This is a genomic window from Streptomyces sp. NPDC097981 (genome assembly GCF_040302565.1).
Taxonomy (GTDB): Bacteria; Actinomycetota; Actinomycetes; order Streptomycetales; family Streptomycetaceae; genus Streptomyces.
This window is the reverse complement of the sequence record NZ_JBEORW010000034.1, coordinates 22789-42063: the sequence shown is the minus strand read 5'-3', so window position 1 is coordinate 42063 and position 19275 is coordinate 22789. Positions and strand designations below refer to the sequence as shown.

The window sequence follows — 19275 nt, the reverse complement described above, 5'->3', positions numbered from 1 at the left end:
GGCCCATTGAGCGGCGGCCATGCTTTCAGGTGGGCCGCCGAGCCGAAGTCTGTTCCTGACCATGATGATCGAGCACCACAAGGGCGCGATCAGGTCACAGGCCGGGCGCGCCCCACAGCGCGAACCAGCGCCCGAGGTCCGGTTCGATCCGCAGGTCGTCCTTGACCACGGCCTTGGCCTGGAGTTCCAGCGGGTTGTCGCGCTTGTGGCCGGGCAGCGGGGCGAAGGGGTAGAAGGTGCCGCGCTTGTAGAGGTAGACCAGCGCGAGCGGGCGCAGCTCGGCGTCGCGGAAGGTGACCAGGGAGCAGAGCAGTTGCGGTCCGAAGCCGCTGTCCTGGAGGGCGGTGTTGACGGCGTGCAGATCGTTCACCAGGGCGGGCAGGCTGTCGGGGTCGCGTCGGGAGAGCAGCCATGAGTACCCGTAGGTGTCGCGGGTGAACTCCACCGGCGTGCCGCCGCGTTCGGAGTCCGCGTCCAGCAGGGCCCGTACCTCCTGCTGGACCTGCGCGAACGCCCCGCCCTCGGTGCTGGCGAAGCAGACCGAGCCCGTGCCGGTGGGGGTGAAGCCGATGGCTGCCTGGAGGGTTATCGCCGCCGAGGGCAGGCCGAAGAGCTGGTCCAGGTCGGGCCTGGCCGGTTTGGTCCGGCCGAGCAGGGAGTCCCAGAAACCCACCGTGCCTCAGCTCCTTTCACAGTGTTTCGCCGCCCGGTCCGCCCAGCTCGGCGGAGATCTCCGCGAGTGCTTCCAGGCGGCGTTCCAGGCTGGGGTGGGTGGAGAAGAGGTTGGCGACGGCCGTGCCGGGCCCGAGGGCGGGGGTGAAGAAGAACGCGTTGAACGCCTGGGCGGTGCGCAGGTCCTGGGTGGGGATGCGGGCGATGTCGCCGGTGACTTTCGTCAGTGCCGAGGCCAGGGCGGACGGCTTCCCGGTCAGCATCGCCCCGGCGCGGTCGGCGGCCAGCTCGCGGTAGCGGGACAGGGCCCGGATGAGCAGGAAGCTGATGGCGTACACGAGGGCGGAGACCGCCATGACGGCCATGAAGACGACGGCGGTGTTCTGGTCGCGCTGGTCGCGTCCGCCGAACAGCTGGGAGTAGAAGGCGAAGCGGACGATCAGTCCGGCGATCACACCCAGGAACGAGGCGATGGTGATCACCGCGACGTCGCGGTGGGCGACGTGGGACAGTTCGTGGGCGAGGACGCCCTCCAGCTCTTCGGTCTCCAGGCGGCGCATCAGTCCGGTCGTCACGCAGACGACGGCCTGGTCGGCGTTGCGGCCGGTGGCGAAGGCGTTGGGCAGGTCCATGTCGGAGATGGCCACGCGGGGTTTGGGCATGTCCGCGGTGGCGCACAGACGGTCGATCACCCCGTGCAGCCGGGGCTGCTCCTCGGCCGTGACGAGGCGGCCGTGCATGGCGTACAGGGCGATGCGGTCCGAATACCAGAACTGCGCGCCCAGCAGCCCAGCCGCGATCACGACCACCAGGACGGTGGACTTGAGCAGCGCGATCAGCGCGGCGATGAACGCCACGTACACCAGCCCGAGCAGGAACATCGTGACCACCATGCGGGCGGTCAGCTGCCGGTCGGGCTCGAAACGGCTGTGCACGGCCATCACCTCGGGATCAGGCCCTCGTCGGAGAGCAGTTCGCGTACCTGCGCCAGGCTGGTGTCCTCGTCCGGCAGCACGAGGTCGGACGGGGTGATGGCGTCGTCCGGCAGCGGGGTGCCGAGTGCGCGGACCGCGTCCAGCAGGGCCGAGAGGGCGGCGGTGAAGGCGGTCTCGTCGTCTGCGTCGACGGCCGACTGCAGGGTGGAGTCGAGCTCGCCCAGCCGGTCCAGTTGCTCGTCGGCGATCTCGTACTGGCCTTCGCCGAGGATCCGCATGATCATGACGTCGCCTCCGGGCCCGGCCGGTCCTTCGATGCTGCGGGGCTCTCCACCGCGGCCGGCGCGGCGGCAGCCGGCAGCCGGGCCTTCATCCTTGCCAGCTCCGCCTCCACGTCACTGCCTGCGGACACCCGGTCGAGTTCGGCCTGGATGTCGTCCTGGCCGGTCGGCAGGGTCGCGTCCTCCAGTGCACCGGAGGCGATCAGCTCGTCCAGTGCACCGGCTCGGGCCTGAAGCTGCTCGGTCTTGTCCTGGGCGCGCTGCATGGCCAGGCCCACATCTCCCAACTCCTCACCGATACCGGTGACGGCCTCGGTGATACGGGTCTGGGCCTCGGCAGCCGTGTAGCCAGCCTTGATCGTCTCCTTGCGGGTGCGGAACGCGTCCACTTTCGCCTCAAGCCGTTGCGCGGCCAGGGTCAGCTTCTCCTCCTGCTCCCGCAGCGAGGTCAGCTGGCCCTCCAGGTCGGTGATCTGCGCGGCGACACCCGTACGGCGCGTCAGCGCCTCCCGGGCCAGCTCCTCCCGCCCGGCCGCGAGAGCCTGCTGCGCCTGCGTCCGGAGCTTCTGCGCGGACTGCTGCAACTGGGTCGCCTGGAGTTCGACGCGCTTGCGGCTGGTCGCGACGTCGGCCACCCCGCGCCGTACCCGCTGCAGCATCTCCCGCTGCTGCTCGTAGGAGTAGTCCAGGACTTCACGGGGATCCTCCGCCCGGTCCAGCGCCTTGTCTGCCTTGATCCGGAAGAGAGTGGCGATGCGGTTGGCGATGCTGGTCATGACGACTGCCCTTCCTCTGGCCTCGCGTGCCAGGGGCAACTGTCCGGATGGCTCCGCCAGGTCGGCGGAATCTGCTCTGCCGCAGGTCATAGGGGGACACCCTGCCTTTCCATTCTCCGGCGGCCGGTCTCAATAGGCAGCTCGATCCGCCCGACCGGGCCGCCACCGGGGCGGGACACCGGGCGCAGGCCGGCGCCTGGGGCCCGGCTACGTCGTACCTCGCCGGAGGCCTCCGTCCGCCCAGCTGGGCGGTCAGGTCCGGGCCGGCACACGGCCGCGTGCAGGTTAAGTGCGGCGAGGGCCGCGCAGCAGTGGCCCGGGCACCGTACGGACTGCAGGGACACGGCCCCGTCCGCGGAGACGGCACCCGCGTGCACGCCCAGCTCCCGCTCCACGGCGTCGAGCGGGTGCCCGCCGGTCGCGGCGAAGCAGGCCGCCGCCGTGCACACCCGGACGTGGCGGCGGCCGTGCGTGGCGGGCAGGCCTCAGCGTCGCGGCGGAGGGCAGGCCCAGCAGGGCGGCGCCCACTCCACACCGGCGGAAGCGGTCCGCCGGCGGGCGTCGGCGGGAGCCTCCGGCATGGGCTCCTGCCGCCGGCCGCGAGGGCCGATCGGGGGCCGGGTGGGACCGTTCGGCCCTGGCGGCCCCGTACCGGGCGTGGTGTCATGAAGGTGACGGAAAGAGTCCAGCCAGGATGCGGAGAAGCGGCCGGCAGCCGTGCACCGCACGATCAGGACCCGCGAGAAGCGGGTGGATTCTTTCCGTCCGCTTGTGTGTGAGCGGTTGTGTCCTGCGGCCCGGGAGGCTCTTCCAGGACGCTCCAGGCCACCGGACCGAGCAGGTCCGAGACCCGCCGGAACACGTCCATCAGCATGTCGTCCACTGAGAGCATGCCCACCACGCGCCGACCGTCCACCACGGGTAGCCGGCGCACTCCCGACCGGCGGAACGCCTGGTACGCCTCATGGATGTCGTCCCCCGCGCCGACCGTGACGACCGGTGCCGACATCACGGAGCGCACCGGCTCGTCCCCGCCGAGCCCCCCGGCCACCGCACGTACGGCGATGTCCCGGTCGGTGACGATGCCGAGCAGGGTCTCGTCCTCCGTCACCACGACGGAGCCCACCCCGTACAGGTCCATGTGGCGAGCGACCTCGGCGACAGGAGTACCGGCCGCGACGGCCACGACCGGCGCGGACATCGACGCGGAGACCTTCATCGTCCGGCTCCTTTCGAGGGCAGCCGCATGGGGATCACCGTAGGCGGTACGTCCCGGGCCACGGGAGGGTCGGGTGGTCCCCCGCGAGGGACCGCACGGCCCTGTTCCATTCCGGCCCCCTTCGCGAGCATGGGCGGCACCAGCCGGTACACGTTCTGAGTTGACGAGGTGAGCTGACATGGAACCCACATCGTGGACCACGCCCGGGGTGTTCACCGGGCCCGGCGGGGTGCTCACGGCCCAGGGCGGGCCCCTGTCCGGCGAACTGACCGTGCACACCGAGTGGGAGCAGGGCCAGGCCCGCGTCGCAGTCCGGTACCAGGACGGTGGGGAGTGGTACGCCCTGGCCGGCAGCCCCGTGGCCTGCCCCGATCCACAGGCGAGCCGTTCGGTCCACCAGTGCGCCGTGGAGGCCGTCCGGGCGGGCGGCGCGGTGAGCTTCACCCCCTGGCCGGTCACCCCGGCGGCCTGACCCCCCGCCCCTGGCCGCGTCGGACGGGGGCCAGGAGGCCCGCCGCGGGTGACGCACCGGCGCGGTGCAGCCGATGGGCATGGCAGACCCATCAGAATGCGTGGTCGGCCACCAGAAGGCAGGGGGACGCCGGGACACGCCCGACCGGGGAGAGCGCGGGCGCCGGTCGGCCGGGATGAGGAGTTCGACGTGGGTGACCTGGTTCACACTCGGACAGATCGGGATATCGGTCGCGTGGCGAGCCTGTTGCGGGAGACACATGCCGCGCTGGGCATCGCCACGGACCTGGTCACGACGGCCGGCGGTGCGGACACCGAGCGCCGGATGGCGGACCTCGTCAGCACGCTTTGCGGACTGCGGGGCGAGGCTGACGACCTCGCCGCCACTGTGCTCGGCACCGTCACACAAGAGAGAGACCGCGAGTCCGTCCTCACGGCGCTCTATGTGGCGGGGGACACGGCGCGCATCGGCGTCCTGATCGAGCAGATGGGAGACATCGCCCGGGCCCGGAATTCCGGCCCCCGGCTCGCCGAACCGGTCCTGGTACCGGTCGGGGACCTCGGCGGGGCCTGCCTACGGCTGCTGGCGCGAGCCCGCGACGTCCTCCAACTGGACGCGCCCCCGGCCGCCATGGACGGGGACCTGGCGGACATCACCGCCCGCCAGCGAGGGCTGAGCCGCCTGCTGCTGACGGGCGGCACGGTCTGCCCCGTGCGCGATGCCGCCGACGCGGCTGTGCTGGGGCGCTGCTACGAGGAGTGCGCCCACCGGGCCGCCGCGATGGCCCGCATCGCGGCACTGCTGCGCGAGGGCGCCCCTGGGCGGTGATCCACGGCCCCGAGCCCCTGCCGGCCGGCCCTGTGTCCCTCACGGCAGTCCCGCCACCGCGGTCTGGTCCAGGATCGAGCGCCAGACGTCCTGCTGCCGCACCAGTCCGCCATGCGTGACCAGCACCGCCGACAGCACGGGGTCCGGCGGGTCGATCCACAGCACCCCCTCCGACACGATGAGCCCCAGCAGCGCGATGACATGGCGCGAAAAGGCCGCGGACGCCGCTCGGGGCAGGCACTCCGCGAGCGGGCCCGCCCCGGCCACCGTCACCCCCGGTCGCGCCGTCGACACGGTCCCGGAGCGCGTCCCTGCCACGTTGCCGCCGTCGGGCCCGGCGGCCGCGTCGACGACCACGGAGCCGGGGCGCATGGCCGCGAGAGCCCGTGCCGTCACCAGGACGGGTGGGCGTCCGCGGAGGCGGGGCCGGACCGCCGTCACGACGATGTCCATGCTCTCGGGTCCCGGCAGCCCACCACCGGGACGGCCGTCGTCGACGCACACCCCCGCCCCGCAGCCGCGCAGGGTCCGCGCCGCCTGCCACGCGGCAGGACCCCACCCGATGACCAGGGCCCGGGCGGCGGCCGCGGGAAACCCGGGACCATCCCCGCCCGGCACCGGCCGGTCCAGGAGGTCGGCTGCGAGCAGAGCCGCCTTGTAGCCGGCCAGCCGCTCCAGGGAGGCGGTGGCATCGACGGCCCGGGCCAGGTCCAGTCCCTCGGGGACGAGGTCGAGTCCGATCACGGTCACTCCCTCGTCGGCCCATCGCCGGACCTGGAACGGAGTGCTCAGCGGGTCGACGAGCGCCACCACCACCTGCCCTCGCCGGAACCCGGCCCCGGCAGGGAGGACAGGGGGTCGCAGGCCCACGACGATGTCCGCCCTCGCGAGGACCTCGTCCCGCGCACAGACCCCGGCACCCACCGCCCGGTAGGCACGGTCCGGCAGCCGGACCCCCTCGCCTGCGCCGGATTCCACCAGCACGTCCAGGCCCATGGCCTGCACTTCGTGCGCGGCTCCGGGGACGAGCGCCACGCGGCGGTCCCCCGGGGTGGTCTCGCGGCAGACGCCCAGCGTCAGGGGGATCACGGCCGGTCACCTCCCCGGCATCGAGGTGTCCGTCCAGTATGGAACGCGGCCGGCCGTGAGGACATCGGAGCGCGGCGCGCTCGCACGCCCCGCCCGCACCGGCCATGCTGGACACAGGCTGACGGCGGCTCGTCGGTGGGGAGAGCATGGGAAGGAGGACGCGGGCATGCCTCCCAGTACGCCGTCCGGCTGGCAGTTCTGGATCGACCGGGGCGGTACCTTCACTGATGTCGTCGCCAGGGACCCCGACGGCCGCCTGCGCACCCTCAAGCTCCTATCCGAGAACCCCGCCCGCTACGCCGACCCCGCCATCGAAGGCATCCGCACCCTGCTCGGGCTGCCCCCGGGCGAGCCCGTCCCCGCCGCGGCCGTGCAGGCCGTACGCATGGGCACCACCGTCGCGACCAACGCCCTGCTGGAGCGCACCGGCGAACGCACCCTCCTCGTCATCACCCGCGGCTTCCGCGACGCCCTGCGCATCGGCTACCAGAACCGCCCGCTCCTCTTCGCCCGCGAGATCATCCTTCCCGAGCCCCTCTACGAGCGCGTCGTCGAGGTCGACGAGCGCGTCACCGCCGAGGGCGAGGTGCTGCGCCCGCCCGACCTCGACCCCCTCGCCGCCGACCTGCGGCGCGCGTACGACGACGGCATTCGCGCCGTCGCCGTGGTCTGCCTGCACAGCGCCCTGCACCCGGCGCACGAGCGGGCGATCGGCGAGCTCGCCGCCCGCCTCGGCTTCCGCCAGATTTCCCTCTCCTCCGCCACCGGGCCGCTCACCCGGCTCGTCCCGCGCGGCGACACCGCCGTCGTCGACGCGTACCTCTCCCCAGTACTCGACCGGTACGTGCGCCACGTCGCGCGGGAGCTTGACGGCGTCCGGCTGATGTTCATGCAGTCCAGCGGAGGCCTGGCCGCCGCAGGCCACTTCCGCGGCAAGGACGCCGTGCTGTCCGGCCCGGCCGGCGGCATCGTCGGCATGACCCGGCTCTCACAGCAGGCCGGCCACGACCGGGTCGTCGGCTTCGACATGGGCGGCACGTCCACCGACGTCTCGCACTTCGCGGGCGAGTACGAGCGGGTGTCCACCGCCCAGGTCGCCGGGGTGCGCCTCCAGGCGCCGATGCTGGACATCCACACCGTCGCCGCCGGCGGCGGCTCCGTGCTGCGCTTCGACGGCGGCCGCTACCAAGTCGGCCCCGACTCCGCGGGGGCACACCCCGGCCCGGCCTGCTACCGCGCGGGCGGCCCACTGACGGTGACCGACGCCAACGTGATGCTCGGGCGCGTCTCACCCGCACACTTCCCGCACGTCTTCGGCCCCGACGGCGACGAGCCCCTCGACGAGGCCGTCGTACGAAGGGAGTTCACCGCCCTCGCCGCCCGAATCCACGAGGCCACCGGCGATCGCCGGACCCCGGAGGAGGTGGCCGAAGGCTTCCTCCAGGTCGCGGTCGCGAACGTGGCCGCGGCCGTCAAGCGGATCTCCGTACAGCGCGGCCACGACATCCGGCGGTACGCGCTGACCTCCTTCGGTGGCGCCGGCGGCCAGCACGCCTGCGCGGTCGCCGACTCGCTCGGCATCCGCACCGTGCTCGTCCCGCCCCTGGCAGGGGTCCTGTCCGCGCTCGGCATCGGCCTCGCGGACACCACGACCGTACGCGAACGATCCGTCGAACTACCCCTGACAGAGGCGAACATGGTGCGGGTCACCGCCACCGCCACCGAACTCGAGGCCGCAGCGCGCGCCGTGCTGCGTGACGAGGAGGTCCCCGACGACCTCGTACGCATCACCCGCACCGCCCGGCTCCGCTACGACGGCACCGACACGCCCGTCACCGTTCCGCTCGCCGGAGCCGCCGCGATGGCACGGGAGTTCACCGAACACCACCGTGGGCTCTATTCGTTCCTGCTGGACCGGCCGGTCGTGGTCGACGCCCTGTCCATCGAGGCCCGGGGGCTGACCCCCCAGCCCGACCTCCAGCACCTGTCGGACACTGCCGCCGACGCCGACGACACCGAACAGACCACCCGCCTGCACGCGGACGGCGGCTGGCGGACCGTACCGCTCCGGCAGCGCGGGAGTCTGCGCCCCGGCACGGTCCTGCCCGGCCCCGCCGTGATCACCGAGGCCAACGCCACGACCGTCGTCGACCCCGGCTGGCAGGCCACCGTCACCGATCTCGGCCACCTGTGCCTGGAGCGGGTGACCGCCCCCGCCGCAGCCGACATGGAAACCCGCGCCGACCCCGTCATGCTGGAGATCTTCAACAGCCAGTTCGTCTCGATCGCCGAGCAGATGGGCGCCCGCCTCGCGGCCACCGCCCAGTCCGTCAACATCAAGGAGCGACTGGACTTCTCCTGCGCCCTGTTCGACCCCGAAGGCAACCTCGTCGCCAACGCGCCCCACATCCCCGTCCACCTGGGCTCCATGGGGACCGCCGTCCGCGAGATCGTCCGCCGCCGCACCGCAACCATGCGCCCGGGCGACGCCTACGCCGTCAACGACCCCTATCACGGCGGCACTCACCTGCCCGACATCACCGTGATCACCCCGGTCTTCGGAGCCCGCGGTACCGACCACGAGGACCGCATCCTGTTCTTCGTCGCCTCCCGCGGCCACCACGCCGAGATCGGTGGGCTGACCCCCGGCTCCATGCCCGCCGACAGTCGGCACATCGACGAGGAAGGGGTCCTCTTCGACAACTGGCTGCTGCTCCAGGACGGCCGGTTCCGCGAGGCCGAGACCCTCGCCCTGCTCACGGCAGCCCGCTTCCCCTCACGTGACCCCGCCACCAACCTCGCCGACCTGCGCGCCCAGATCGCCGCCAATGCCAAGGGCGTCGAGGAAGTGGACCGCATGATCCGCCACTTCGGCCTCGACGTGGTCCAGGCCTACATGCGGCACGTCCAGGACAACGCGGAGGACGCGGTCCGTCAGGCCCTGGACACCCTCGCCGACGGCGCGTACCGCTACGAGACGGACTGCGGCGCTCTGATCGCCGTACGCGTCACCATGGACCGCGAACAGCGGTCCGCCACCATCGACTTCACCGGAACCTCGCCGCAGACCGATTCGAACTTCAACGCCCCGACCTCTGTGGTCATGGCGGCCGTGCTGTACGTCTTCCGCACCCTCATCGCCCAGGACATCCCCCTCAACGACGGGTGCCTGCGACCGCTGCGCGTCATCGCCCCGCCGGGCTCCTTGCTCGCTCCCGCCCCGCCGGCCGCCATCGTCGCCGGGAACGTCGAGACCTCCCAGGCCGTCACCGGAGCCCTGTACGCGGCGCTGGGGGCCCAGGCGGAGGGCAGCGGCACCATGAACAACGTCACCTTCGGCAACGAACATCATCAGTACTACGAGACGGTCGCCTCCGGCGCTGGTGCCGGACCTGGCTTCCACGGCGCCTCGGCGGTACAGACCCACATGACGAACTCCCGCCTCACCGACCCCGAGGTACTGGAGCTGCGCCTCCCCGTACTCGTCGAGGAGTTCTCAGTACGCGATGGCAGCGGCGGTTCGGGCCGCTGGCACGGCGGTGACGGCGTGGTACGCCGGATCCGCTTCCGCGAGCCGATGACGGTCAGCGTGCTCTCCGGGCACCGGCGTGTACCGCCGTACGGCATGGCGGGCGGGGCCCCGGGCGTGCTCGGCACCCACCATGTCGAGCGGGCCGACGGCACCGTGGTCCCCATGGCAGGCTGTGACTCCGTGGCCGTGGGCTCCGGGGACGTGTTCGTGCTGCGCACACCCGGCGGCGGTGGCTATGGCAGTGCCGTGTCGTCGGTCTCGTAGGCCAGGCGCGCGGCCACGTGGACGAGGCCGTCGACGGTGCGGCACAGCCGTTCGACCACCGGGATCAGACGCGTGAAGACGACCAGGAGTCGCCTGACCCGCTGGCTCTCCATGAGCCGGGCGGCCTCCGCCACGGTCCAGTCGGGCCGGGCGCAGACCGGCGGCGCCGACATGAGCGTAGGGGCGGTGGGCGCGGGCGGCGCCCGCCGCGGTCCAGGGACGCGGCACGGCAGCTACTTCGACCACAGCCACCTGATCCTGCGCGGCGGCTCCCCCGGACTCTGGGCCGACACCATCATCTGGTTCCTCGGCCTGCTCCCGGCAGGAACCCCCACGGTCACCATGGTCGAAACCGGCCCCGACAGCATCTCCGTTCCGCCCGGCGCCGGACGGCAGGAGATCCAGGAACTGCTCGACACCCTGCTCAACGCTGACTACTCAGGTTGAAGTCGCCTTGTCGCGGGTGCTGACGGACCTTGATCCCCGCGGTATGACATCGGGGTGCGATACGCGCAGGGGGCAGGTTCACTGCCCAGGAGCCCGCAGACGTCGGCCCCTCCGGTATCCGGGGCCGCAGGCCGTTGCCACCGCATCGGAACGCGGCTCGGTGCGGTCTTGTACTGATCGAGCTGCGGAATCGATTGGATGCGGCGGCGGTGCGGTCCGTTTAGGCTGAAGGCATGAAGCGCGTCGTCGTTGATCATTTCGGCGGTCCCGAGGTCTTGCGGGTCGTGGAGGCCGACGATCCCCGACCGGCGCCGGGTGAGGTGTGCGTCAGGGTGCTGGCCGCGGGCGTGTCGTTCACCGATGCCCAGCTGCGCGCCGGCACGTATCTCGGTGTACCGAAGCCGCCGTTCACGCCCGGCTACGAGCTCGTCGGCGTCGTCGAGGAGCTCGGTCCGGGCTGTTCGAGACTGCGAGTGGGGGACCGCATCGGTGCGCTGACGGTGTGGGGCGCCGACGCGGAGCGCGTCTGCGTGCCGGAGGCGGAGGCGGTCGAAGTGCCCGAGGATCTCGACCCGGCGGAGGTTTTGAACCTCGTCTTCACCTACATGACCGCCTACCAGCTGCTTCACCGCGTGGCGAGGGTGAAGCACGGCGAGACGGTGCTCGTGCACGGTGCGGCCGGCAGGGTGGGAACCGCGATCCTCGAGCTCGGGGCGCTCGCCGGGCTTCACCTCTACGGGACTGCGTCAGCCGGCGACTGCGCCGCGGTCGAACGGCTTGGCGCGGTGGCGATCGACTATCGCAACGAGGACTTCCTGGCGCGCGTGCGCAAGCTCCCGGGCAAAGGCGTGGACGTCGTGCTCGACGGGCTCGGTGGCGCGGTGTCACTGCGCTCCTTCCGCGCGCTGCGGCCCGGCGGACGGCTTGTCGTGTATGGCCACTACGCCACGCTCACGCACGGGCACAAGAACTGGCGAGCGTGGGTGGAGTGGTACGCGGCGACCGGGACCGTGTGGCTTTGGAGCCTGCTCCCGCCCCGCCGGCAGACGCTCGCCTACCGGATCCAGAAACTGCACGGCCATCACCACCAAGTGCTTCCCGTGGCCGGAGGTCACCCAGCGCTTCCCGTGGGTGGAGGTCCGCGCGATCCGGACCGGTTCCGGGAGGACTTCCGCGCACTGCTGGAGCTGCTCCGTGAGCACAAGATCCACCCGGTCGTGGCCGAGCGCCTGCCGCTGTCCGACGCCCGTCGCGCGCACGAGATGCTGGAGCGCTCGGCGGCGAAGGGGAAGCTCGTGCTCGTGCCATAAGCCGAGACGAGGAGGACTCCCGCTGATGGTGCGCGACGGCCCCGCCGGTCGAGTGGAGGGGGACGAGTCCGACGCAGCTCGACGAGTACCACGGGCGCGCTACCTGCCCATCGCCGAGCACGGCCTGATCGGCGACCTGCACACCGTCGCGCTCGTCGGCACCGACGGCACGATCGACTGGTACTGCTGCCCGCGCTTCGACTCGCCGAGCGTCTTCGGGGCGATCCTCGACGCCGACCGCGGGGGCCTGTTCCGTATCGCGCCCGACTGCGATGGCTGGAGTTCCAAGCAGCTCTACCTTCCCGACACCAATATCCTCATCACGCGCTTCCTGATGCCGGACGGTGTGGGGGAAGTGCAGGACTTCATGCCGCCGCCGCGCAGCGGCGAGGCGGCGCACCGCCACCGCATGATCCGCCGGATACTCGCCGTACGCGGGCAGATGCGCTTCGTTGTCGACGTCGCCCCGCGCTTCGACTATGCACGCGCCCGCCACGAGGTCGAACTCACCCCGCACGGCGCGCTCTTCCGCTCTCCGGAGCTGGAGCTCAGCCTCTCGACGCACCGCCCGCTCGAGATCGTAGGCGGCGATGTCCGCGCGCACGTCGCCGTCAGGGCCGGGGAGACGGCCACCTTCGTGCTCGACCGCGTCCAGCACGGCGAGACGCAGGTGCCGTACTCCGATGCCGACATCGCCGCCGAGTTCGACGCCACCGTGGCGTACTGGCGGCGTTGGCTGGGCGGCTCGCGCTACAGCGGGCGCTGGCGGGAGACGGTGCACCGTTCGGCGCTCACGCTCAAGCTGCTCACGTACGCGCCCACCGGCGCGATCGTGGCGGCCCCCACCACCAGCCTGCCGGAGGCGATCGGCGGCGCCCGCAACTGGGACTACCGCTACACGTGGATGCGTGATGCCGCCTTCTCGCTGTACGCGCTGCTCAGGCTCGGGTTCACCGAGGAGGCCGGCGCGTTCATGGGGTGGCTGGAGGGGCGCTTCCGCCACGCGGCCGACTACGGCGAGTCGGGTCCTCTGCAGATCATGTACGGGATCGACGGGCGCGAGGACCTGCCCGAGGAGGAACTCTCCCACCTGGAGGGCTACAGGGGTTCGGCGCCGGTGCGGATCGGCAACCAGGCGGCCACCCAGCTGCAGCTCGACATCTACGGCGAGCTGATGGACTCCGTCTACCTCTGCAACAAGTACGGGCTGCCCCTCTACCACGACGGCTGGATGGAACTCACCCGCAACCTTGAGTGGCTGATGGACCACTGGGACCAGGCCGACGAGGGGATCTGGGAGACGCGCGGCGGCCGGCGGGACTACACGTACTCCCGGCTGATGAGCTGGGTCGCGGTCGAGCGCGCGATCCGGATCGCCCGCCAGCGCGGCCTGCCCGCCGACCTCCCTCGCTGGACGGCGGTCCGGGACAGCATCTACAACCAGATCATGGAGCGCGGCTGGCACCCCACCCGCCGGGCGTTCGTCCAGCACTACGACACCGATGTGCTCGACGCCTCCCTGCTGCTCATGCCGCTGTGCAAGTTCGTCGCGCCCACCGACCCGCGCTGGATCTCCACGCTCGATGCCATCACCGCGGAGCTGGTCTCCGACAGCCTCGTCTACCGCTACAACGTGGAAGCGTCGCCCGACGGACTCGCCGGCAAGGAGGCGACCTTCTCGATGTGCTCCTTCTGGTGGGTGGAGGCGCTCGCCCGGGCCGGCCGGCTCGACGAGGCGCGGCTGGCCTTCGAGAAGATGCTCACCTACGCGAACCACGTCGGGCTGTACTCGGAAGAGATCGGTCCGACGGGCGAGCAACTCGGCAACTTCCCCCAAGCCTTCACGCACCTGGCGCTGATCAGCGCCGCTTACAACCTCGACCGCCAGCTCGGGTGAGTATCGACGAGCTCGCGGTCCTGGACGGCGCGGTCAAAGCCTTCGCGACCTGAGCTTCGCATGGCCGGCGGACCTGCGGTGCCGGGACACTGACCGGAGCGGCTCACCGTCACTGTCCGCCGTATCAAGCCGAGTTGCAGAACAGCCGGCTCTTTGACAGGGCGCCGAAGCCGGCTGCCTCGGGCGTGGGCGGAGTTGGACGAGCTGGAGATCGGGTTGCCGATGATGGCCCGTGGGGCGTGGCATGACCAGCCATCTCACGGCCACGGTCCCAGGTCAGCGTCCGCCTCGCGGAACTCAAGCTTGCGCCAGCGGGAGTCCTGATAGCCAGGTGCAGAGCGCCAGTAGCCGGCGAGGACACAGAGATGGTTCCAATCGTCCCGGAGGCGATCCAGCCGCATCTCCGCTCGCACCCGGCGTTCCTCCTCAGTGGGCATCGGGGGCAGCGGAATCCCGATCGGGATACGGGCACGGCCGGGCGTTCCGCCGGTGATGGTCCACTCCAAGGTGAGAACCAACGCGGCTACTGCCTCAGCGAGTGCCGAGGCCGTGATGCCCTCATCGCTGTCTGATGGGTGAGTACCTGCTGCTCGCTCCAGTCGAGGAAGCAGGAAGGCGCCGATCTCCCACACAACGTCGTTCGTCAGCTCATCGGCGTACCGCGGACCGCTTCCCACCGGGTCGACGTCGCTCGTCAAATTGCCCCCTCTGTTTTGGCCTTGGTGCTCATAACCCGTCGCCCCATCCGAAAGTGACGTTGTACGCACGCTGAAGGGCGTGCCGGCCATGGTCCCCGTCGGCGTAGGCCCATGCGAGGGCTGCGGCGAACCAGAGCAGAAAGACTCCGCTGACGATGCCCAGAGCGACCAGCTTGCCGTACCGGCGGTCTGCGGGGTGCTCTGGCCGGGGCAGCGTCCCGGACATGTCCTGACTTACGGAGTCCCGGCATCCGTACCGGGGTCGCCGACGCCTGTGCGATCCTGTGGCCGCACCGACTGATGTGCCGTTGCTCTACGGGGAGTTGGGGGAGAGTGGAGAAGCGTGCAGCCGCTGACCGATGACGATCCACGCTGGCTCGGAAACCACCGGTTGCTGTATCGGTTGGGAGCGGGCGGGATGGGCGCCGTCTACCTGGGGCGGTCGCCCGGCGGGCGGACCGTGGCGGTCAAGGTGGTGCGGGCGGATCTCGCCGCAGACCCCGGCTTCCGGGCGCGGTTCGCCCGGGAGGTCCGGGCCTCCCGAGCACTGACCGGGCCGGGGACGGTGCCCATGCTGGACTCGGACACCGAGGCCGCCGTCCCGTGGCTCGCCTCCGCCTACGTCCCAGGCCACACCTTGTTCGAGGCCCTCGACGTCCACGGTCCCCTGCCCGAGGCGACGCTGTGGCGGCTGCTGGCCGGCCTCGCCCAGGCCTTGGAGGGCGTGCATGCAGCCGAGGTCATACACCGCGACGTCAAGCCGTCGAACGTGCTCCTGGCTCAGGACGGACCGCTGCTCATCGACTTCGGGATCGCCCGCTCCGCCGACGAGACGGTGCTCACCGGCACCGGGACAGTGGTGGGATCCCCCGGCTACATGTCGCCCGAGCAGGCAGAGGGGCAGCGGGTCGGGCCGGCCTCCGATGTGTTCTCACTGGGCGCATCACTGGCCTTCGCTGCCACCGGACGCAACCCGTTCGGCACCGGCTCCGCCGCCCAGGTGTTCTACCGGGTGGTACACCACGAACCCGACATCGCCGACGTCCCGCCCGACTTCGCCGACGTACTGCGCTCCTGCCTGGCCAAGGAACCCGGCAGGCGCCCCGCAGCCGCCGCACTCCGTGCTGCAGCCGAGGAGCGGCGTCCGGCGTCCGGTGACTGGCTGCCCGCCCCGATCACCGCGTCGATCGCCCGCACCGCCGAGTTCGTGCTCCATCTGGAGACACCCGAAGGCCATGAGCCGCCTGCCCGGCAGCCGCGGACGCCGACGGCCGTCCTCACTGTCCCCGACCGCGATTCGCCCGGCCGGTCCGTATCCGACGACACGGCGCCCGCCCGGCCGGCCGACCACCAATCCGTCCACGAGCGGCGGGCCCGCGCCGCCACGCAGGGTCCCGGGCCCCTCGCGGCCCGTGCGGCCTGGGAACACCAGATTGCCACGCTCACGAAGGGCCTCGGCCATCCGCTACTGATGCTACTCGCTCTCCTCCCCGTGGGCCTGATGTGGCCGGGCGAGGTGAAGGCCAGGAGTCAATCGCTCGCGCATCCCAACGGGTTCGACGACAGAGGACTGGACTACGAGTGGGCGCTCGACGACTGGTGGCGTGTTCTGGCGGTCGTTGTCCTGGGGGGTCTGCTGGTCGGACTGCTCGTTACGCGCGGTGCGTTGAGCCGCTCTGGGTTCGGTGCGGTGCGCGGCTGGCTGATCGGGGTGGGGACGTACTGGTTTCTGGCCTGCGGGAGCTGGGCAGCGCACATCGTCGGATACGCCGTCCTGGACAACGCCACGGACCTCGCTGCGGCGGGTGGCAATGCCATGCCGGCCCTTCTAGTGCTGTTGGTGATGGTCGCCTGCATGCTGCTCGCCGTCCCCGTCCTGACAGGCGCCGTGCGACGCCTCTGGGTCGGCGTCCGCGGCCAACCGAAGGAATCCCGAACGGCCAGGCAGGCGCCGTTCAGGTCAGCAGCTCGGCAACGTGGTTGGTGATCTGGAGGAGCCATGCCGTATCGCGGTGCTCTCGGCCCCAGCGGGCGGCCATCACCGCGTGGGCCTGCGCCCAGCGGCGGACGCGTTCGCGATCCAATTCGGCAGCGTCGGAGAAAATGGCCAGCCGACGCATCGTGGCGGCCTTCAGATCATCGGCGGCGAGCAGATCCCCGAAGCGGCTCCGCACGAGCGTGATCGTAGGCCGGGTCACCGCCATATCCCTTGGGTCCACGGCAAGCCACGGCTCCCGCTCGGCCCCGCAAACCACCTCGAGCCGGCCGGACTGCTCGCGCTGATGCTCCTCGACCACGCCCGCCGCGCTGCCCGGACCGCCCCCGACGGCAGCCTGGTCCCGCTCGCGGACCAGGACCGAAGCCGCTGGGACACGGCGGCCATCGCCGAGGGCATCGGAATCCTGCGGGGCGCGGTGGCCCGCGACCGGCTCGGCGAGTACCAGCCCAGGCCGCCGTCGCCGCCCTGCACGCCGACGCCCCCAACACACGGTGCGCGAACGCCGGAGCGGGTCCGGATTCCGTGTCGTCGGCGGGGCGGGCCGGCCCAGAGCCCGAGGGAAAGCGCCCGCGACATCGCGCTCCTGGACGTGGTCCGCTTCGGGGTGGGTTGGCTGGCGGTGGGGGAGACCCGGCCGGTCGCCGCTCCCTGCTCGCCGCCCTGGCTCCGGTCACGCCGGACACGGACCGGGTCCTGATTGCGGAGGTGGGCCGGATCGCTGGGGCGGGCTTCGGTGGCCAACTGGCGCCGCCGCCACCCGGACTTCCCCGCGCCGACCGACGGGACGGAGGTGCATCCGGAGTTCGACCGGGCCGGCGTCGTCTGGCTCAGCCTCGGAAGCGACGCCGGCTCTTCGTCCTGCCCGAGGGCACCGACCCCTTCGGACAGCAGGCCGACCCCGACGGCTTCGCCACCGCGGTCCGCGAGTTCTGCGCGACGGTCTGTCCCACCGCCGTCGCCCGGCCGACGTACGGACGGTGGCCGCCCAGTCAGCGCTGACGGGTGAGGATCCCGGTTGCCTCTCCGGTCTGGTAGCGAACCCGGTTGTCGTCCAGAAGGGTGAGGGTCTGCTCGCCCACGCTGTTGCACCTGCCGCTGGGGATGCTCTCGGTGACCATCGTGTCGAGTTCGATCGTGCTGGAGTCGGCGGCCACGAGGGTGCCCGCTCCTCTGCACTGGATCGTGCTTCCGGTCGCGTTGCTGGTGGTGCGTGTGGTGACGATCTCGTCACCGACGTTCCCCTGCCGGATGGTCATGCGCCGATGGTGTTCCCCGGTGTTGTCACTGATGGATCCCTCCCATACGCCCAGGAAAACCGCCGGTACGGCGCCCGTGGGAGAAGAGGACACCGGGGGCGCCTGGTTCGGTGCCTGGTCGAGTGACGCGGTTTCCGGCGGGGTGGTGCGCGGGGTCTGGGCCGGTGGAGGGGAGGAGCTCGGCGTCTTGGCGGAGGTGGTCCATACCGTGGCTGCGATGCCCAGGATCGGTATCACGATGCCGATGACCCACCAGGCCCATCTGGGTGGATTGCTTCCCGGGCGGCCTGACTGCGAGGGCGCTTGCTCGACTTGCGCCGTCTCTTCGTCACGAGTGTGGCTCACTTCTTCCAACTCCCCCTCCAGGACCGGACTCTGGTCAAGGCTAGCCAGCGAAGCGCAGGTCCCCGGACCGAAGGGGCGGATCCGGCTCGGCGAGGTCGCGCCTCGCCGAGCCAACCGCCTCCTCCGGAGTGGCCTTCGGGCCCCGGTTCCCGCGCCGGCCCTCAGTTCAGCCAGCCCTTTTCGTGCGCGAGGAGTGCCGCCTCGACCGGTTGGCGGCGCCGAGGCGGCGCATGATGGTGGTCGGCTTGTTCGTCGTCGAACCAGTGGTCGCCGACGGCCAGGCAGTGGAAGGAGTGCGCGCTGTGGGCGGGCATGGAGACGTGGGCGGCGAGGGTGCCGTCGCCGCGGGGTGGAACGCGGCCGCGGGCGTCGGCGATTCCGGAACTGGATCACGATTCGTCCGGGCCGGGCCGGGCCGGGCAGGCCTGCCGGGAGGTTGCCGCCGCGCTGGGACTGGAGGGAGCGGGCGGTGCCGGGCAGGACGAGGCCAAGGCCGACGCGGGTGCCCGGCCAGGGGTGGAAGGGTCTCGATGCGTAGGTGTGGTCCCGGTGTCCGTATGTCGGTCCCGGCGGACGCGGGCGCGGGGACCTCGTCATGATGTGCGCATGATGCGCAGCGATGACAAGAACACTGATTCTCCGGCGATTGCCCTGCTCAAGGAGTTGGGAGCCGAGACCACCAAGCACTCCGGCGGTACGCTGCTTGCCCATCTGCTGCGTGTCGAGGCGCTGCTCGCCGGTTGGGGCGCACGGCCTGCGCTGCAGATCGCGGCCCTGTGCCACGCCTTCTACGGTACGGACGGGTTGCCTTTGAGCCTTCTGGAACTCTCCGAGCGCGCCCGCCTCGCCGAGGCGATCGGTGCGGAGGCGGAAGAGCTCGTGTACTTCTACGCCAGCTGCGACCGCAAGGTCTCCTACCCCAGTCTCGCCTCCCCGGACGAGGCGTCGGTGACCTTCCGGGACCGCTTCACCGGTGAGGAGTTCACGCCGTCCCTGCAGCAGCGCTGCGACTTCGCCGAGCTGACGGTGGCCAACGAACTGGACCTGGCCAAGGTGAACGCGTCCTTCCGCGAGCGCAACGGGGCGCACCTGCTCGAGCTCTTCAAGCGCTGGACTCCGCTTCTGTCGGAGGCGACCCGCCGAGAAGTGACCGCGGTCCTCGGCTGAGCCGTGCGGGCTTGGCCGCTGTTTCATAGGTGGTCGCTCAATGCCGCGAAGTTAAGGATCACGGGCAGCTGTCAAGAGGGGGGCGCGC

At 71.4% G+C, this 19275-nt stretch carries 19 protein-coding genes and 2 pseudogenes; 9 read left to right on the top strand and 12 right to left on the bottom strand.

Annotated features, from left to right (window positions below):
* Positions 1 to 94 precede the first annotated feature (94 nt).
* The 6 genes from pspAB to ABTY04_RS28320 form a co-directional block, all read right to left on the bottom strand.
* On the bottom strand, positions 95 to 673 hold the full coding sequence (pspAB, locus tag ABTY04_RS28345) for a PspA-associated protein PspAB (protein ID WP_352216232.1): 579 nt from the start codon (positions 671 to 673) through the stop codon (positions 95 to 97).
* A 16-nt stretch (positions 674 to 689) separates the two neighbouring features.
* Positions 690 to 1607, bottom strand: a complete 918-nt coding sequence (gene htpX / locus ABTY04_RS28340; RefSeq protein ID WP_352216231.1) for a zinc metalloprotease HtpX — start codon at positions 1605 to 1607, stop codon at positions 690 to 692.
* Positions 1608 to 1612: 5 nt separating this feature from the next.
* Positions 1613 to 1891, bottom strand: coding sequence for a PspA-associated protein PspAA (pspAA, locus tag ABTY04_RS28335; protein WP_352216230.1), 279 nt, complete (start codon positions 1889 to 1891; stop codon positions 1613 to 1615).
* Positions 1888 to 2664, bottom strand: a complete 777-nt coding sequence (locus ABTY04_RS28330; protein WP_352216229.1) for a PspA/IM30 family protein — start codon at positions 2662 to 2664, stop codon at positions 1888 to 1890. Before ABTY04_RS28330 ends, pspAA begins: the two co-directional genes overlap by 4 nt.
* A gap of 86 nt (positions 2665 to 2750) precedes the next feature.
* Complete coding sequence (locus tag ABTY04_RS28325) at positions 2751 to 3146, bottom strand: NAD(P)H-dependent oxidoreductase subunit E (protein WP_352216286.1); 396 nt, start codon at positions 3144 to 3146, stop codon at positions 2751 to 2753.
* Between the two features lie 248 nt (positions 3147 to 3394).
* Positions 3395 to 3883 carry a CBS domain-containing protein gene (locus tag ABTY04_RS28320; RefSeq protein ID WP_352216228.1) on the bottom strand — a complete coding sequence of 163 codons (489 nt, stop codon included), beginning with the start codon at positions 3881 to 3883 and terminating at the stop codon, positions 3395 to 3397.
* A gap of 178 nt (positions 3884 to 4061) precedes the next feature.
* Here ABTY04_RS28320 and ABTY04_RS28315 point away from each other — a divergent pair, with 178 nt between their 5' ends.
* Both ABTY04_RS28315 and ABTY04_RS28310 read left to right on the top strand, forming a co-directional pair.
* Positions 4062 to 4355, top strand: a complete 294-nt coding sequence (locus ABTY04_RS28315; protein ID WP_352216227.1) for a hypothetical protein — start codon at positions 4062 to 4064, stop codon at positions 4353 to 4355.
* A 234-nt stretch (positions 4356 to 4589) separates the two neighbouring features.
* Entirely contained in the window at positions 4590 to 5183 is a 594-nt protein-coding gene (locus ABTY04_RS28310; RefSeq protein ID WP_352216226.1) for a hypothetical protein, read from the top strand.
* 39 nt (positions 5184 to 5222) lie between these two features.
* Here the strand turns inward: ABTY04_RS28310 and ABTY04_RS28305 are convergent, their stop codons facing one another.
* On the bottom strand, positions 5223 to 6272 hold the full coding sequence (locus ABTY04_RS28305; protein ID WP_352216225.1) for a Rossmann-fold NAD(P)-binding domain-containing protein: 1050 nt from the start codon (positions 6270 to 6272) through the stop codon (positions 5223 to 5225).
* A gap of 166 nt (positions 6273 to 6438) precedes the next feature.
* Here ABTY04_RS28305 and ABTY04_RS28300 point away from each other — a divergent pair, with 166 nt between their 5' ends.
* The gene (locus tag ABTY04_RS28300; protein WP_352216224.1) at positions 6439 to 10068 is read left to right on the top strand and encodes a hydantoinase B/oxoprolinase family protein; all 3630 of its coding nucleotides are present in this window, start codon (positions 6439 to 6441) and stop codon (positions 10066 to 10068) included.
* Here the strand turns inward: ABTY04_RS28300 and ABTY04_RS28295 are convergent.
* Positions 10038 to 10253, bottom strand: a pseudogene (locus ABTY04_RS28295) (CBS domain-containing protein); the annotation flags it as partial. The gene ABTY04_RS28300 and the pseudogene ABTY04_RS28295 overlap by 31 nt on opposite strands.
* Here ABTY04_RS28295 and ABTY04_RS28290 point away from each other — a divergent pair.
* From ABTY04_RS28290 to ABTY04_RS28280, 3 genes are all read left to right on the top strand, one after another.
* Positions 10240 to 10515 (top strand): hypothetical protein, encoded by a 276-nt coding sequence (locus tag ABTY04_RS28290; protein ID WP_352216223.1) that lies wholly within the window; start codon positions 10240 to 10242, stop codon positions 10513 to 10515. The pseudogene ABTY04_RS28295 and the gene ABTY04_RS28290 overlap by 14 nt on opposite strands.
* Positions 10516 to 10748: 233 nt before the next feature.
* The gene (locus ABTY04_RS28285) at positions 10749 to 11825 is read left to right on the top strand and encodes a medium chain dehydrogenase/reductase family protein (protein WP_352216222.1); all 1077 of its coding nucleotides are present in this window, start codon (positions 10749 to 10751) and stop codon (positions 11823 to 11825) included.
* Positions 11826 to 11850: 25 nt separating this feature from the next.
* Positions 11851 to 13722 carry a glycoside hydrolase family 15 protein gene (locus ABTY04_RS28280; RefSeq protein WP_352216221.1) on the top strand — a complete coding sequence of 624 codons (1872 nt, stop codon included), beginning with the start codon at positions 11851 to 11853 and terminating at the stop codon, positions 13720 to 13722.
* Positions 13723 to 13979: 257 nt separating this feature from the next.
* Here the strand turns inward: ABTY04_RS28280 and ABTY04_RS28275 are convergent, their stop codons facing one another.
* Positions 13980 to 14420 carry a hypothetical protein gene (locus ABTY04_RS28275; protein ID WP_352216220.1) on the bottom strand — a complete coding sequence of 147 codons (441 nt, stop codon included), beginning with the start codon at positions 14418 to 14420 and terminating at the stop codon, positions 13980 to 13982.
* Between the two features lie 343 nt (positions 14421 to 14763).
* Here ABTY04_RS28275 and ABTY04_RS28270 point away from each other — a divergent pair, with 343 nt between their 5' ends.
* A complete protein-coding gene (locus tag ABTY04_RS28270) occupies positions 14764 to 16407 on the top strand; it encodes a serine/threonine-protein kinase (protein WP_352216219.1) in 1644 nt (547 codons plus the stop codon).
* On the opposite strand, the gene ABTY04_RS28265 is transcribed toward ABTY04_RS28270, so the two are convergent.
* Entirely contained in the window at positions 16376 to 16624 is a 249-nt protein-coding gene (locus tag ABTY04_RS28265; RefSeq protein WP_352216285.1) for a hypothetical protein, read from the bottom strand. The two genes, ABTY04_RS28270 and ABTY04_RS28265, sit on opposite strands and share 32 nt — an antisense overlap.
* A 45-nt stretch (positions 16625 to 16669) precedes the next feature.
* Between ABTY04_RS28265 and ABTY04_RS28260 the strand changes: the two are divergent.
* Positions 16670 to 16902, top strand: a pseudogene (locus tag ABTY04_RS28260) (DUF6596 domain-containing protein); the annotation flags it as partial.
* A gap of 506 nt (positions 16903 to 17408) precedes the next feature.
* On the opposite strand, the gene ABTY04_RS28255 reads toward ABTY04_RS28260, so the two are convergent.
* On the bottom strand, positions 17409 to 17675 hold the full coding sequence (locus tag ABTY04_RS28255; protein WP_352216218.1) for a hypothetical protein: 267 nt from the start codon (positions 17673 to 17675) through the stop codon (positions 17409 to 17411).
* A gap of 506 nt (positions 17676 to 18181) precedes the next feature.
* A complete protein-coding gene (locus tag ABTY04_RS28250; protein WP_352216217.1) occupies positions 18182 to 18334 on the bottom strand; it encodes a hypothetical protein in 153 nt (50 codons plus the stop codon).
* 292 nt (positions 18335 to 18626) lie between these two features.
* Here ABTY04_RS28250 and ABTY04_RS28245 point away from each other — a divergent pair, with 292 nt between their 5' ends.
* The gene (locus tag ABTY04_RS28245; protein ID WP_352216216.1) at positions 18627 to 19187 is read left to right on the top strand and encodes a DUF6817 domain-containing protein; all 561 of its coding nucleotides are present in this window, start codon (positions 18627 to 18629) and stop codon (positions 19185 to 19187) included.
* Positions 19188 to 19275: the final 88 nt, after the last annotated feature.